Raw genomic sequence first — 16,317 nt, 5'->3', positions numbered from 1 at the left:
TGGTTCTTTCGGATCCTCCGGTTTCACTTCTGGTTCTTTCGGATCTTCCGGTTTCACTTCTGGTTCTTTCGGATCTTCCGGTTTCACTTCTGGTTCTTCCGGTATCTTAAAATCTTCTTTTGTTTTCGGTAAAATTGTAACTGTAGGCTCAAGTGGCGGATTTATTCCATCATCCACTACCGCTCTATTTGTTATCCCTTTACTTGGTGCTTCTTTTACCTTCGCTTTAAAAATAATACTACGTTCTTTCATATCCGCAATGTCTAGATATTTCGCGATTACTTTTCCAAACTCCATTTTTAACTCTACTGGATTTGGCTCAGCACCTTCAAATCTAAGACTATCTTGCACGTATTCTAAACCGGCTGGAATTTCATCTTCTATTGTAACTACATCTAGTTTTCCGTTTTCCACCGTATTTTTGAAGCTAATTCGGTATTCTACTTCTTCTCCTAGCTTTGGCTCTTTATTACTTACTGTCTTCGCTGCTGTTAACTTACCATCTTTATATTCTGACTTTATTTTCGCTGTCGGTTCTATAACTGGATGTTTCGGATCATCCACTTCAATAATCGCTTTATTTGTTATTTCTCCTCCAACTTTTGCTGTTTCTTTTACCTTTACTTTAAAGATGACACTTCTTTCTTTCGTATCCGTAATTTCTGGATACTTCACTGTTACTTTTCCATTCTCTACTTTAAGTTCTGTAGGCACAGGCTTATCACCTACGGCCTCCAGACTATCTTTCACATACTCTAAACCAGACGGAATTTCATCTTCGATCTTTACATCAACTAACTTCCCGCCATCTACTGTGCCGTTAAAAGTAATTCGATATTCAATTTCTTCCCCTAGCTTTGGTTCATGATTACTTACTTCTTTCCTTGCCTCTAGTTTCCCATCTTTATATTGCGGTGTGATTGGTATAAGCGACTCAACTGGCGGAGTCGTCGGATTATTATCATCAACAATCGCCTTGTTTACAATCTCTTTTCCTACTTGTACCGTCTCTTGTACTCTCACTTTAAAGATGATACTTCTTTTTTTCGTATCCGTAATTTCTGGATACTTTGCTGTTACTTTTCCATTCTCTACTTTAAGTTCCACCGGATATGGTTCCGGCCCATCAGACTTTATACTATCTTGTACGTATTCTAAACCGGCTGGAATTTCATCTTCTACCTTTACCTCAGTTAGTTTTCCGTTCTCTACCGTATTTTCAAAGCTAATTCGATATTCTACTTCTTCTCCTAACTTTGGTTCATGATTACTTACTGTTTTTTCTGCTTGTAATGCACCATCTTTATATTGAGGCTGAATAGAGATATTCGGTTGCTCTGGTGGATTTATTGTATCTTCCACAATCGCCTTGTTCACAATCTCTTCGCCTACTTTAGCTTTTTCTTTCACTTTCACTTTAAAGACGATACTTCTTTCTTTCATATCCGTAATTTCTGGATATTCCGCAAGGACGATTCCGTTTTTCACTTTCACATACAACGGTTTCGGATTCTCTCCCTCGGCTCTTTCACTACCTTCTACAAACTCTAAGCCAGTTGGTAATTCATCCTTAATCTTCACCTTCGCTACTTTTCCATGCTCTACTACGTTACGGAAAGTAATTCGATACTCTACTTCTTCTCCTAATTTTGGAGCTGGATTATTTACTGTTTTCTCAGCTTTTAGTTTTCCGTCCTTATACTCCGGCGTAATAATCGCTTCTGGTTTTTGCGGTGGATTCTTCGGATTGTCATCATCCACAATTGCCGTATTCACGATTTTCTTACCGACTTTTGCTACTTCCGTTACTTTCACTTTAAAGATAATACTACGCTCAGCTGTATCAGTAATATTTTCATACTTCGCTGTAATTTTCCCAGCTTCTTCTTTTAACTCTACTGGCGCTGGCTCATTACCTTCTGATTTTAAACTATCCTTCACATACTCTAAACCAGTTGGTAATTGATCCTCAATTTTCACTTCTGCTAGTTTTCCGTTTTCTACCGTATTTTTAAAACTAATTCGGTACTCTACTTCTTCTCCTAGCTTTGGCTCTTTTTTATTTACCTTTTTATCAGCTTTAACTTTACCGTCTTTATGCTGCGGGGTAATTTCTACTTCTGGTCGCTCTGGTGGATTTTTTGTATCATCAACAATTGCTTTATTTACAATTGCTTTGTCCACTTCAACAGAATCTTTCACCTTCACTTTAAAGATAATGCTTCTTTCTTTCATGTCAGTGATATTTTCATACTTCGCACTAACCTTACCAGCTTCTTCTTTCAACTCTACTGGTGCTGGCTTATCACCTTCTGCTTTTAGACTATCTTTCACATACTCTAAACCAGACGGAATTTCATCCTCAATTTTCACCTCTGCCAGCTTTCCATCTTTCACCGTATTATTAAATGAAATTCGGTATTCGATTTCTTCCCCTAGCTTCGGTTTATGATTATTCACCTTTTTATGAGTAGCAATTTTACCGTCTTTATATTGCGGTGTAATTTTTGCTGTCGGATCAATTACTGGATGGTTCGGATCATCAACATGGATAATCGCTTTATTTGTGATGTCTTTACCTATTGCAACTGAATCTTTCACCTTCACTTTAAAGACGATACTTCTTTCTTTCGTATCCATAATCTCTGAATACTTTGCCATTACCTTACCATTTTCTACTTTCAACTCCACTGGTTTTGGCTCTTCACCTTCAGCCTTTTCGCTTCCTTCTACAAACTCTAATCCAGCTGGAATTTCATCTTCTATTTTTACCTCTGCTAGTTTTCCATCTTTCACCGTATTATTAAAAATAATTCGATATTCGATTTCCTCACCTAACTTCGGTTCATGATTACTTACTTCTTTTCTTGCCTCAATTTTCCCATCTTTATATTGTGGTGTAATCGGTACATAAGGCTCTTCTGGCAGATTCTTTGTATCATCTACAATTGCCTCATTTACGATTTCTTCTCCCACTTTTGTGCTTTCTTTTACCTTCGCTTTAAAGACAATACTTCTTTCCTCTGTATCTGTAATTTCTGGATACTTTGCCATTACCTTATTATTTTTCACCTGTAGCTCTACTGGTTTCGGTTTAGAACCTTCTGCTGTGATGCTGCCTTCTACATACTCTAAACCATTTGGTAATGTATCCTTTATATTTACCTCTACTAGTTTTCCGTTTTCTACCGTGTTTTTAAAACTAATTCGGTATTCTACTTCTTCTCCTAGTTTCGGTTTATGATTATTTGCTACTTTCTGCGCAGCAATTTTACCATCTTTATATTGCGGAGTAATTTCCACACGAGGCTCTTCTGGCTCATTTTTTGTATCTACTACGATTGCTTTATTAACAATCTCCTTGCCTATTTCTGCCTCTTCTTTTACTTTCACTTTAAAAATAATACTTCTTTCTTTTGTATCCGCAATTTCTAGATACTTTGCCATTACCTTGCCGTTTTCAAATTTCAATTCTACCGGACTTGGTTTAGAACCTTCTGCTTGTAAACTGTTCTCCACGTACTCTAATCCAGCTGGAATTTCATCTTCTACTGTAACCTCTACTAGTTTTCCGTTTTCTACCGTGTTTTTAAAACTAATTCGGTATTCTACTTCTTCTCCTAATTTCGGTTTTTTATTGTTTACAAATTTCTCTGCTTTAAGCTTACCGTCTTTATATTCTGGCGTAATTGTTACTTCTGAAGTTGTTGGATCTTTTGTATCATCAACAACTACTTTATTGACAATGCCTTCACCAACCTTAAATTCTTCTTTTACTTTTGCTTTAAAGACGATACTTCTTTCTTCTGTATCCATAATTTCTGGATATTTTGCGATTACTTTTCCATCTTTCACTTTCAGTTCTACCGGATCTGGCTTAGAACCTTCTGCTCGTAAACTATCTTTCACATACTCTAATCCATTTGGTAAATCATCTTTTATTGTTACCTCTGCTAGCTTTCCGTTTTCTACCGTATTTTTAAAGCTAATTCGGTATTCCACTTCTTCTCCTAACTTCGGTGTTTCATTATTTACCGTTTTCTTCGCTTCCACTTTTCCGTCTTTATGCTGTGGAGTAATTTCTGCCGTCGGTGTTTCTGGCTCATTTTTCGTATCATCAATAATTGCTTTATTGACGATTTTTTTACCGACTTTCACTTCATCTTTTACTTTCACTTTAAAAGTGATACTTCTTTCTTCTGTATCCGTAATCTCTGGATACTTCGCCATTACCTTACCATTTTCAAATTTCAATTCTACTGGATCCGGCTTAGAACCTTCTGCTTTCACACTGTTTTCTACGTACTCTAAACCTTCGGGTAAAGTATCTTCTATTTTCACCTCTGCTAGTTTTCCGTCTTCTACCGTGTTTTTCATACTAATTCGGTATTCTACTTCTTCTCCTAACTTCGGCGTTTCATTATTTACCGTCTTCTTCGCTTTCACTTTTCCGTCTTTATGTTGCGGAATAATTTCTGCTGTCGGTGTTTCTGGCGGATGTTTCGTATCGCTCACAATCGCTTCATTAACAATTGAATCGCTCACTTTACCTTTTACTTTCACTTTAAAGGTAATACTTCTCTCTTTTGTATCTGTAATCTCAGGATACTTTGCCATTACCTTACCGTTTTCAAATTTCAATTCCACTGGATCTGGCTTAGAACCTTCTACTTTTACACTATCTTTCACATACTCTAATCCATTTGGTAAATCATCTTCTATCTTTACCTCTGTTAGCTTTCCATGTTCTACCGTATTTTTAAAGCTGATTCGGTATTCCACTTCTTCTCCTAACTTCGGCGTTTCATTATTTACCATCTTTTTCGCTTCAAGTTTTCCATCTTTATACTGAGGAATAATTTCCGCAGTCGGATTAACTGGCTTATTTTGCGAATCATCAATAGTTGCTTTATTAATGATTTTTTTACCGACTGTTACTCCTTCTTTTACTTTCACTTTAAAAACGATACTTCTTTCTTCTGTATCCATAATTTCTGGATATTTTGCCATTACCTTACCGTTTTCAAATTTCAGCTCTACTGAATCTGTTCCGATACCTTCTGCTTTCAAACTATTTTCTACATACTCTAAACCTTCTGGTAAAGTATCCTCTATTATCACGTCTGTTAGCTTTCCGTACTTAACCGTGTTTTTCATACTAATTCGGTATTCTACTTCTTCTCCTAACTTCGGTGTTTCATTATTTACGCTTTTCTTCGCTTTAATTTTTCCATCTTTGTGTAATGGTGTGATTTTTGCTTCTGGTTCTTTCGGATGTTTCATATCATCCACAATTGCCTTATTGATGATTTCCTTACCTACTTCCGCTTCTTCCTTCACCTTTACCTTAAAGACAATACTTCTTTCTTTCATATCCGTAATATTTTCGTATTCAGCAATGACTTTTCCATCTTTCACACTTAACTTTAATGGAGCTGGTTTATCACCTTCAGCCTTTTCACTGCCTTTTACATACTCTAAACCGTTAGGAATTGTATCCTCTATTATTACCTTTTCTAGTTTTCCGTTTTCTACCGTGTTCTTAAAGCTAATTCGGTATTCTACTTCTTCTCCTAGTTTTGGTGATGGATTATCTACTGTCTTCTTCGAATCAATTATTCCATCCTTATGTTGCGGAGTAATTCTTTCCTCCGGCTCAATCGGTGGATTTTTCGTATCATCAACAATTGCTTTATTGACAATCTCTTTATCTACTTTTGCTTCTTCCTTCACCTTTACTTTAAAGACGATACTTCTTTCTTTCATATCCATAATATCGATATACTTAGCTTTGACTATCCCATTTTCAACAGCTAATTCTACTGGTCCAGGTGCTTCTCCTTCGGCCTTGATGCTATTTTCTACATATTCAAGACCTTTTGGAATTGTATCTTCTACTCGCACCTCTTCAAGTTTTCCGTTCTCAACCGTATTATGAAAACTAATACGGTACTCGATTTCTTCGCCTAACTTTGGCTTCTTATTATTAACTACCTTTGTAGCAGCAATTTCACCTTTTTTACTTTGCGGTGTAATAACAACCTTTGATTCAACAGGCTCATTTTTCGGATCTTTTGCAATTGCTTTATTTACGATTGCCTCCCCTACTTTTGCCGAATCTTTTACTTTCACTTTAAAAACAATACTTCTTTTTTCTGTATCCGTAATTTCTGGATACTTTGCCATTACTTTGCCGTCTTCCACTTTTAGTTCTACTGGCTCTGGTTTTATACCTTCAGCTTTCAAACTATCTTTCACGTATTCAACACCTTTAGGTAGTGTATCTTCTACTAGCACCTTTTCTAGTTTTCCGTTTTCTACCGTATTATAAAATGTAATTCGGTATTCCACTTCTTCTCCTAGTTTTGGTGTTTGATTCGTTACGCTTTTTTCAACATCCACTTTACCGTATTTATAATCCGGCGTAATCTTTTCTTCTGGATGCTCAGTTTGTCCATTCGGCTCACTCACAACCGCTTTATTAACGATCGTTTCTCCGGCTTTTGCCTCTTCTTTTACTTTCACTTTAAAGGCAATGCTTCGCTCTTTTGTATCCGTAATCTCTGGATATTTTGCGATTACCTTACCATTTTCTACTTTTAACTCTACTGGATTTGGTTCAGCACCTTCAGCTCTCTCACTGCCTTGAACAAATTCTAAGTTAGCTGGAATTTCATCTTCTATTGTAACTGCATCTAGTTTTCCGTTTTCCACCGTATTTTGGAAGCTAATTTGATATTCAAATTCTTCTCCTAGCTTTGGCTTCTTATTTGTTGCTTTTTTCTTTGCAGCAATTTTACCGGCCTTATGCTGTGGTGTAATCTTCTCTTCTAGATTCTTTGGTGGATTTGTTTTATCACTAACGGTTGCTTTATTAACAATTTCTTCACCAATTTTTGCAGTTTCTTTTACTTTTGTTTTAAAGACGATACTTCTTTCTTCCATATCCATAATTTCTGGATACTTTGCAATTACTTTTCCATTTTCAAACTTCAGCTCTACTGGCTCTGGTTTTGCACCTTCTGCTTTCAAACTATCTTTCACGTATTCAAGATTGCTTGGTAATTCATCTTCAATGGTCAATACATCTAGACGTCCATCTTTTGTCTTATTTTTAAATGTAATACGATACTCTACCTCGTCACCTAGCTTCGGTGTTTTATTAGATGCTATTTTTTTAGCTTCTATTTCTCCAGGGATCTCTTTTGGAGTCGTAACCGTAATATCTGCATCATCTGCAGTTTCATAATTTACCTCGCTACTATCTTGTCCCTTTACAACAACGATATTTTTTACTGTTGTATCTGATTGTACAGAAGCTTTCACTTTTACTTTGAATGTAATAACAGCACTTTCACCAGGCTTTAAAACACCGCCGTCTTTAGCATTTGCACCTTCACCAATACGGAAATCAATTTGATTATTTACAAACTCTGCTTCATCATCGCTTGCATTATCTGTTTTATTTCCTTTATTACTTCCAGACACATATTGAATAGATCCCGGAACATACTCTAAACGATCATCTAATTTATCAAAACCTTTTACATTAGATACAGGGGCTTGGTTATTTTTCGTATCATTTTTCACTTCAATTTGATACGTAAACTCTTCACCAGCTTTAACGTCCTTAATTTCTTTCCCAGCACTATCTAACGCCTTTTTATCAACTTGTAAGTTTGGCGCATTATGTTCTGTAACAAATGTAGCGTTATTTAATACGTAAATATCACCAGTAGCACCATTTGCTTTAAATTGCATTTTACCTTCTTTTAAATCATTTTTTACTTTAGCAGGTCCTTCAAGATGATACGTATGAATATCAGTACTAAATGAATTTGTCCAATCCGGATTATATCCTGGATATTTTTTCGTAACAAACTCGTTAGTACCATCCACTTGTACTTCTGTCATAGACGAATCATTCGCATCATTGTCTTTACCGTTAATATTTTTTATCTTTATATATCCAGCACCAAAATCATATTCTCCATAATCATATGCATATCCATCTTTCTCAGCTGGATCACCTTGCGATGAAAAATAACTAAATTTCGCCTTAAAAGCACCTTCTTTTGGTGTGTTTATTTTATTAACACTAATATCTGTCCAGGCTGTGCTTTTTTGAGAGACTAGCCCTTCCCAAATCTTCATGTCTTTTACTGTTTCTTTATAGTTTTCATAAACTAATATAAAATTCCAGTTACCCCAGTAATAACCGCCACCTGTTACATCTTTAATTTGTGGCACATTTGCAACTGTCAACGTTTGAGAAATACCTTGCTGTGCAATTACATTTGTTACGTCAGCATATGCAACATATCCTGCGCCACTACCTGAGTAATTAGAAATATAAGGTAGGTAATCCGCTTTTCGTATGCTATCAGCACGCACCTCTGCATATTCTTTATTTCCCATTTTCATTTTGACTGGTTGTCGTACATCATTATCACTAACTCTTTGATTAACATTTGTACTAGTTACAGTTCCCATTGCAGCTGTCCAAAACAAATACGCCTTTTTTACTTTACTTCCAGCAGGAATGTTAGGAAATGCGCCTGTTGACGAATTAAAAGTACTATTATCGTTATCAACGTCCACTGTCATTTTGTTCGTTTTATAACCCATACTTTGTCTGCCGTAATGGTCAGTTGTCAAACCAAGCGTCACATTACCAGTCTGTACTAAATTACCAGCAGCAATTGTAGAATACAGTGGATCTCCAAACCCTTGTTTATCTCCTGTTTGGATTTGAACCTTCGAAGCATTTTCTGACGCAGCTTGTACTTCTGCAACACTCTGCTTTACTGCCTCTTTTTCTGGCTGTTTCTCAGCTTCGGTTACTGTTTGTTTTGATGGTTCTGTTTTTGATGTAGGGTTATTTTCATCTTCTACAGATACTTTTAGCTTTTCATCAACTTTTTTAATTGTATTATTAGCTGATGGGCCAACTTCTTTCTTACTACTGTCAGCCTCCTCATCGGCATTAGCTGCTACCTTTTCTTCAGAAGGGATTCCCTCAACATCTACAGACATGTTTCCTATTTGTACTTGATCTTTTTGCACACTAATCTTTTGTTTGTATTCTTTATTAAAATGCTGCGTGCGGCTAGCCTTTATTAGCACCGTCATTTTTTCGTGTGATTTTAAATCTCGAATTTTAAGATTAGAAGAAAGAAGTTTTCCTCCCTTATCTTTTTCTTCTACATAGAAATCCGCTACTTTATTTTCAGGTAACTTCTCTCCGTTTACTTTGACAGATTGCGAGAGGAACGTAATTTTATTTTCATTACTTTGTTTAAGCACCAATTCTTGAATTGGTGTATCTCCCGTATTTTCAATCGTATATTGAAATACGTGCTCCCTCTTAGCTACTTCCCCCCTATATATTTCGGCATTTACTTGCTCTGCCTTAATTTTCACATCATTTCCTTGTAACTCATCCCAGCTTTTTTTATTTATCTCTGCAAAAGCACTGGGTGAAGGCAATATGATGGATAGGAGAAGTGTGATCATTGTTACGACATTAAAACACTTCAATACTTGTTTCATATTTTCTACCTTTCTCCTTTCTATATGCTTGCTATCCGTCTACTTAATTTCGTAGCCGTATACATAGCAATATATATCCACTCGCAACAATCCGACCTACGAAAATGTATCGTTGAAATCCCAATGTCAACAATATAAATCTCATAGAATATTACTATTTTAATTTATCAAAAATAGCATATATATATCGGACACTTATACAAACCTTCACCATTTTTTAACATAGTAAAAAATGCCCTATTGTATAGGTTTATATAACAGTTAAAGGATACATAAAAATCTTAACATACTCCCAAATCTATTTGTACACGAAATAGAAATTTTACCATTTTTTACTTATTTTTTATTTATAATTAAAATTTTCAAAAAAAACTTCACATATAAAAATATGTTATATTAAAACAAGAACGAATGTTCTTGTTTTAAAGGAGGAATTTTCATGATTAACGAGCCCATTATAATGAAAAAAGAAGCTTTCCAAGCAATCGGCGTTTCAGTTACGACGACTAACGAAAGAGAGGCATCTACTAAAGGAAAAATCCCCGAGCTTTGGAACCGCTACTTCCAAGAACAAATGATGCATCACATCCCAAACCAAAAAACGAAAGCAACATTTGCTTTCTACTCAAACTACGAATCAGATGAAACTGGTACATATACATTCACAATCGGTACGCCCGTTTCTTCATTAGAAGACGTTCCTGAAAATATGACAACTTTAACAATACCTGCTGCTACATATGCGGTATTTACAACGAGAAAGGGACCAGTTGCTGAAGTCGTTTGCGAAGCTTGGGAATATATTTGGCAATGGTCGAAAGAAAATAAACGTGCCTTCACAACAGACTTTGAGCTTTACGATGAAAGAGCATTAGACCCAAATCATGCACAATTGGATATTTATATTGCGTTAGCCTAAAAAAAGATGCCCATTCGGCATCTTTTTTTGTCGTTAAATAGCTACTGGGCAAATTCATTATTATTGTCTACAATGAGAAAGTGCAGTATAGAAATATTAGAAACTGTATAAAGTGAAACTATAATCAGTGGGGGCATCTCCCATTAAGTATTAGCCCTCACCAATCGGGCGTTTACTGGTTTTTTAGTTTAAATTTGTCACATAGAAAGGAAGCAATATGGAGGAACTACAACAAAATAAAACTGCTTTAGAAGGAAGCGGAAAACCGTTATTAAAAAATACGAATTTCCTTTTTCTTTGGGCAGCTACTCTTTTTTCAAGCTTTGCTTTAGCCTTTTTTACTTTTTCACAAACGTGGTACATAGCAAAAACGTTAAACCTTGAAGCTTCACTCGGTGTTGTTTTCGTAGCCCTTAGTGTTCCAAGGCTTATTTTTATGATTGTCGGCGGCGCTGTAGCTGATAAATTCCCGAAAAAAAATATTATGTTTTACTCCAATATCATTCGAGCGATTCTTGTCGCAACCATTCTCACGTGGTTTATCGTTGGTGATGTAACGCTATATACATTTGCTTTATTCGCTTTATTCTTTGGACTTGCTGATGCTTTCTTCTGGTCAGCAGATGGATCTATCTTACCGGAATTGGTAGAAAAAAGCCGGTTAACACAAGCGAATTCACTTACACAAATGACGAACCAAGCATCGGTCATCTTAGGCCCTGTACTTGGCGGAATTCTCATTAAATTTACGAACTATGAGACAATCTTTTCCATTACGATTTTATTACTGATTGTCGCTGCCATACTCGTTCAAAAAATACAATTTACGATGCCAGAACAAAAAGATACAGATAAAGGTATGTTCACTTCCATTAAAGAAGGAATCTTATATGTAAAGGAATCGCCATTCCTTTCAACTTTCCTTATTTGTAGCGCTTTTTTAAACTTATTTTTAATCGGTCCGATGCAAGTTGGTTTCCCGCTTTTTGTTAAAAACGTGCTGCATGGTGATTCGCTCCAGTTTAGTTACTTAGAGGCATCTGTAGGCGGTGGAATGGCAATCGGTGCTATCATTGTCGGTTTAAAAAATATTAATCGTAGACGCGGTCTATTTTGTATTATCATGATGCTATTGTCTGGTATATTCTTCTTAGCCATCAACTTTAGTACCGTACTTTGGCAAGCACTATTAGCTGGCATGTTTTACGGTATTACAATCGCAATGGCGATTGTACCGCTTATGGCAATGATTCAATCGACAGTCAAAGAAGAAATGATGGGACGCGTAATGAGTTTACTTATGCTATCATCAATGGGCTTTATCCCGCTCTCTTATGCATTCACATCCATTGCACTTGCAATAGGAATTCCAATCGTAACCGTTATGAAAAGTGGTGCAATAGCTGTTATCGTCTTCGTACTATTTGTAGCGATTCGTGTTCCAGTTGTAAGGAAGTTCGATTAACTAATTAGAGTCATGTATTATACACATGGCTCTTTTTTGAATGGATCAAATAGTGATATTCCCTTACTTCTCCTTAATGCTGCTCCCCATTCTAATCCCACCTCTAAAAATAAATCTCGTACTGTACTATATAAAAGTGCCTTCACATTTTTACGGATTTCCCCATATTTATAAGCTCTCACAACACTCTTCACTCGCCAAATGAAATTTCCATACACTTCTTCATCAGCTAATATTTGCTCTAGTAAAACACCTTGTTCTAGTAACCCGCTCTTTTTATATGCAAGTTCCACCTTACTCCAAAATATATTAATTTTCTTCGGATTACTCGTCATCGGCAGAAGTGCGTATATAAAAGGCTTCGGTATATCATGACGGCAATACGTCTCATCAAGCTCGTACGTTATTTTTCTTTTCTCTTTTATTTGTGGAATGTTTTTGGAAAGAATTGTTTCCCTCTCGTTTTTTTGCTCCTTTCCGCTACAGCCAGCTGTATAATCCTCACTTTCACATGCGGACATTTTCATACGGTCATCCATGCGGTCAATTGCAGATATAAGAAAAATATATAAGTTCGCACTATACCCGCCGCGCTTATGTCTTTCTTTTGTTGCAACACGCTTTATAATTCCTAGTTCCTCTAACTTTGCAATTGAACGGCGTACTGTACGAATACTCTTTCCAACATTCTTCGCAATCGTCTCCATTAACGGACAGGCGACCCCTACTGTTTTTTGTTTCTCATTCACCGCATATTTTCCTAAAAAATGAATAATGGTAGCATCTGTTTTATTCAATTGAAATCGATAGCAATTCAAAACTTGTTTTTGATATGTATTAAACTCTTCTTTACTTCGAAATTCACTATATGGTTTCATTAAATTATATAAGCTTCCCATTTATATCACCTCATTTATAAGTAAGAGGCAGGAAGAGAATTTGGCGTGATAGTTAATATTTTTTTAATGGAGATGAAAATATGATCGTAATTAGCGCTTGTTTAGGTGGTATAGCTTGTCGATATGACGGGAATGACAATCTCGTTTCAAAAATAGAGGAGCTACTACAAAAAGAAGATACAGTCCTCATTTGTCCTGAAGTATTAGGAGGACTGCCAACACCTCGTCCTTCCGCTGAAATTATTGGCGGGAATGGCGACGACGTTTTGGACGGAAAAGCGAAAGTGATGACAAAAGATGGTGAAGATGTCACAGAAGCTTTTGTAAATGGTGCTTATAAAGCATTAGAACAAATTAAAGATTTACACCCAGAATATATTATTTTAAAAGAACGTAGTCCATCTTGTGGCAGTTCTACGATTTACACTGGTGAATTTAACGGTAATAAGCAAACTGGTTACGGGGTATCTACTGCTTTATTTAAAAGACATGGCTTTAAAGTCATTTCAGAAGAGGATTTTGAAAATCAAAAAAGGAATTGACCCTGTGCGTCAATTCCTTTTTATCTGTCTTATTTCACACTTAATTTTTCTTTCACTTTCGCAGGAAGCTCGTCTTTTTTCACTTCTTCCCAAGCTGTTACACCTTTTTTATCTGAATTGTATACGCGTAAGAATGCATCTTTACGAAGATTTTTTGGAGCTGTGAATTCTAATTCTTTTACTTCTCCACCTTTATCGAATCCTTTTAATTTATACTCGAAATATTTATGTGGCTCTCCGTTATCAAACTTCTCATTTTTTTCAATTCCATCAGTTGTAATTTGAACGTAGTACTCATCTTTACCCATACGGTTTAAATCACAACCAACTAACAAGCTTGCGAATACAACTAAAATACTAAATAGTGCAATGTATTTTTTCATTTCCTTCACCTCATATGTTTTTTCTTATATTCTTATCTTAAAGCCCAGAGCTTAAAGAAGAAATTCAAAAACATGACATGAACATTACACTTTTGTAAGATAATAATTATTTCTTCACTTTAGAAATCGTCATTCCATCATCAATTGGAACGAGTACAGATTGTAAATGCGGGTCGATTTCTATCATTTCATTAAACTTCTGTATAACGTTTTTGTTTCGCACGCTTATCAGCTACACTACCGCCAATAACGTCTTTCACGCCAATTTTCCCACTTATCACGTAATTTCCTTATACCGTTTATTACGCCTTCTATTATGCATTCCATTATAATATTTATCACAAGGTATCTTATACATCTAAAAATAGAACCTATAACATACCTCAATACAAATTCAAAAACATCTTCCAGCATATATCCCCCTCTTTCTATCCTTCCATTATAACTAGAAAAAGAGAACTTAAAGCTCAAATAAATGATAAAGAAATTAGAAGTCAATAGATGAAAAAGGATTTCTAAATGATGAATTGAATATATATTTATTGTTCTCTAACTTTTGAACGAAAGTTTTTTACATATGTTTCATTCTGTCCTAATTTAAAGTTTTCGAGAGGAGAAATGATATGAACTCTATTTTATTAGATGTTCCGTTACAAATAGAAACAGACAGACTCATTCTTCGAGCACCACTTCAAGCTGGTGAAGGGGATATAGTACAACAAGCTATTAAAGATTCCATTAATGAATTAAAGCAATGGTTGTCTTTATTTCAGTCCATTCCTACTGTTGAAGAAACGGAAATTCTTCTGAGAAATGCACATATAGATTTTTTGAAAAGAGAAAGCTTTCGCTATCTTATCTATCATAAAGAGACGAATGATTTTGTTGGAACAGCTAGCCTTCATCGAATTGATTGGAAGGTTTCTAAATGTGAAATTGGATACTGGATTAACACGCAATTTAGTGGCAGTGGATATATGACAGAAACAGTAAGTGCGTTAACAAACCTTGGATTTCAGTTATTCAAATTTAGAAGGATTGAAATACGATGTGAATGTAATAACACGAAAAGTCGTGCACTCCCTGAAAAACTAGGCTTTGAACTTGAAGGGATATTACGTAATGAAGATTTTTCAGCTGACGGCAAACAACTAACTGATACTTGCATCTATGCAAAAATAAAGTGAAATATTGATTAGCCTTGGTAATCGGGCTTTTACGGCAAAAGAAAAGACCTTTCTAACGATTTTATTCTATCGCTGAAAAGGTCTTTCTCTATTTCTGCTAAAAACTTAGCACTCTTCTGGCTTACCAGCATTCGATGCTGTACGGAAAGATGATCCACATCCGCATGATGCGATTGCGTTTGGATTGTCGATTGTGAATCCGCCGCCAAGCATAGATTGTTTATAGTCAATTTTTACTCCTTTAACAATTGGAGCACTTTCTTTATCGATAACAAATTCAACACCGAAAAACTCAAGAACTGTGTCGTCTTCTTTTGGTTCTACTTCAAACCCTAAGCCGTAAGAAAGACCGCTACATCCGCCGCCGTGTACAGCAAGGCGCACATACTTCTCTCCATCTTCAGCATCTTTTAACATATCTTTAATTTGAAAAGCTGCTTGTTCTGTTACTTCAATCATGAAATACACCTTCCTTTCTGTTCTTAGTCCATTATACATCTTTACGCTTCTATCTTGTACTCATACACTCCGCGGCAAATTACTTCCGCAGGTCCTTTCATCAACACGTTTCCTTCTTCAGTCCACGCAATCATTAAATCGCCACCAGCTAAATGGACTGTAATTTCCTTACCACGTTCCATCTTTCCATTTAAAATAGCAGCTACAACTGCAGCGCACGCCCCTGTTCCGCAAGCTTGCGTTACACCAGACCCACGTTCCCAAACGCGGAAGTTCATCTCGTCATCATTCAAAATTTCGATAAACTCAACATTTACTCGCTCTGGAAACATTTCATGTGTCTCGAGAACTGGTCCAAGTGTTGTAAGAGGTGCTTTTTCTACATCATCAACAAAAATAACCGCATGTGGATTTCCCATTGAAACAGCTGTAAATGCATAACGATGATTATTGTATAAGAAGTTTTCACGAATAAATGGTGTTTCACCTTCACCAAGCATCGGTATTTCTGCACGTGTTAGACGCGGTGCTCCCATATCGATTTTCGCTAATGTCACGACACCATCTTCTACTGTTACTTCAGCCGTTACAATACCAGCCAACGTTTCAATTGTAAAAACTGTTTCTTCTACTAGTTTATGCTCATACGCATATTTCGCTACGCAGCGTAAACCGTTACCACAGCTCTTTCCTTCAGAACCATCATTATTAAACATGCGCATTTTCACCGGAGCTACGTCTGAAGGGCAAATTAAAATCATCCCGTCTGCTCCAATACCAGTATTAATATTTGAAACCTTTTCGGCCACAAGGGCTAAATCTTCTTCAGGAATTTGCTCTTCAAACATATTTACATATATATAACTATTGCCAAGACCATGCATTTTTGTAAAAGAAAATTGGCTCATTTA

At 36.0% G+C, this 16,317-nt stretch carries 9 protein-coding genes and 1 pseudogene; 4 read left to right on the top strand and 6 right to left on the bottom strand.

Annotation, left to right across the window (positions count from 1 at the left end):
* Nucleotides 1–9,552 (bottom strand): isopeptide-forming domain-containing fimbrial protein (locus HMAS_RS23390; protein WP_116345057.1); only part of this gene is annotated, 9,552 nt, incomplete at its 3' end.
* 439 nt (nucleotides 9,553–9,991) lie between these two features.
* On the opposite strand from HMAS_RS23390, the gene HMAS_RS23385 reads away from it, so the two are divergent.
* Together HMAS_RS23385 and HMAS_RS23380 are read left to right on the top strand one after the other, a co-directional pair.
* Nucleotides 9,992–10,471 (top strand): GyrI-like domain-containing protein, encoded by a 480-nt coding sequence (locus HMAS_RS23385; RefSeq protein ID WP_000606648.1) that lies wholly within the window; start codon nucleotides 9,992–9,994, stop codon nucleotides 10,469–10,471.
* 217 nt (nucleotides 10,472–10,688) lie between these two features.
* Nucleotides 10,689–11,936: an MFS transporter gene (locus tag HMAS_RS23380; RefSeq protein ID WP_000391940.1), complete on the top strand. Its 1,248-nt coding sequence runs from the start codon at nucleotides 10,689–10,691 to the stop codon at nucleotides 11,934–11,936.
* 17 nt (nucleotides 11,937–11,953) lie between these two features.
* Here the strand turns inward: HMAS_RS23380 and HMAS_RS23375 are convergent, their stop codons facing one another.
* A complete protein-coding gene (locus HMAS_RS23375; RefSeq protein WP_000535280.1) occupies nucleotides 11,954–12,835 on the bottom strand; it encodes a helix-turn-helix domain-containing protein in 882 nt (293 codons plus the stop codon).
* Between the two features lie 80 nt (nucleotides 12,836–12,915).
* Here HMAS_RS23375 and HMAS_RS23370 point away from each other — a divergent pair, with 80 nt between their 5' ends.
* A complete protein-coding gene (locus HMAS_RS23370; RefSeq protein ID WP_025709849.1) occupies nucleotides 12,916–13,377 on the top strand; it encodes a DUF523 domain-containing protein in 462 nt (153 codons plus the stop codon).
* A gap of 29 nt (nucleotides 13,378–13,406) precedes the next feature.
* Here the strand turns inward: HMAS_RS23370 and HMAS_RS23365 are convergent, their stop codons facing one another.
* Nucleotides 13,407–13,760 carry a YxeA family protein gene (locus tag HMAS_RS23365; RefSeq protein ID WP_000759860.1) on the bottom strand — a complete coding sequence of 118 codons (354 nt, stop codon included), beginning with the start codon at nucleotides 13,758–13,760 and terminating at the stop codon, nucleotides 13,407–13,409.
* 106 nt (nucleotides 13,761–13,866) lie between these two features.
* Nucleotides 13,867–14,041: pseudogene (locus HMAS_RS23360) on the bottom strand (methyltransferase).
* Nucleotides 14,042–14,383: 342 nt separating this feature from the next.
* Here HMAS_RS23360 and HMAS_RS23355 point away from each other — a divergent pair.
* Nucleotides 14,384–14,947, top strand: coding sequence for a GNAT family N-acetyltransferase (locus tag HMAS_RS23355; RefSeq protein ID WP_001084691.1), 564 nt, complete (start codon nucleotides 14,384–14,386; stop codon nucleotides 14,945–14,947).
* Between the two features lie 105 nt (nucleotides 14,948–15,052).
* Here the strand turns inward: HMAS_RS23355 and HMAS_RS23350 are convergent, their stop codons facing one another.
* Nucleotides 15,053–15,406, bottom strand: coding sequence for a HesB/IscA family protein (locus HMAS_RS23350; protein WP_000573821.1), 354 nt, complete (start codon nucleotides 15,404–15,406; stop codon nucleotides 15,053–15,055).
* Nucleotides 15,407–15,447: 41 nt separating this feature from the next.
* Nucleotides 15,448–16,314, bottom strand: a complete 867-nt coding sequence (dapF, locus tag HMAS_RS23345) for a diaminopimelate epimerase (protein WP_000077396.1) — start codon at nucleotides 16,312–16,314, stop codon at nucleotides 15,448–15,450.
* Nucleotides 16,315–16,317: the final 3 nt, after the last annotated feature.

This window comes from Bacillus sp. HMA207 (assembly GCF_003402455.1).
GTDB lineage: Bacteria > Bacillota > Bacilli > Bacillales > Bacillaceae_G > Bacillus_A > Bacillus_A cereus.
The sequence above is the reverse complement of the archived record's forward strand: the minus strand, read 5'-3'. Positions and strand labels throughout refer to the sequence as shown.

Bases quoted from the DNA above. Each gene is read 5' to 3' on its own strand.
- HMAS_RS23385 (WP_000606648.1), top strand. From the start codon at position 9,992: ATGATTAACGAGCCCATTATAATGAAAAAAGAAGCTTTCCAAGCAATC.
- HMAS_RS23380 (WP_000391940.1), top strand. From the start codon at position 10,689: ATGGAGGAACTACAACAAAATAAAACTGCTTTAGAAGGAAGCGGAAAA.
- HMAS_RS23375 (WP_000535280.1), bottom strand. From the start codon at position 12,835: ATGGGAAGCTTATATAATTTAATGAAACCATATAGTGAATTTCGAAGT.
- HMAS_RS23370 (WP_025709849.1), top strand. From the start codon at position 12,916: ATGATCGTAATTAGCGCTTGTTTAGGTGGTATAGCTTGTCGATATGAC.
- HMAS_RS23365 (WP_000759860.1), bottom strand. From the start codon at position 13,760: ATGAAAAAATACATTGCACTATTTAGTATTTTAGTTGTATTCGCAAGC.
- HMAS_RS23355 (WP_001084691.1), top strand. From the start codon at position 14,384: ATGAACTCTATTTTATTAGATGTTCCGTTACAAATAGAAACAGACAGA.
- HMAS_RS23350 (WP_000573821.1), bottom strand. From the start codon at position 15,406: ATGATTGAAGTAACAGAACAAGCAGCTTTTCAAATTAAAGATATGTTA.
- dapF (WP_000077396.1), bottom strand. From the start codon at position 16,314: ATGAGCCAATTTTCTTTTACAAAAATGCATGGTCTTGGCAATAGTTAT.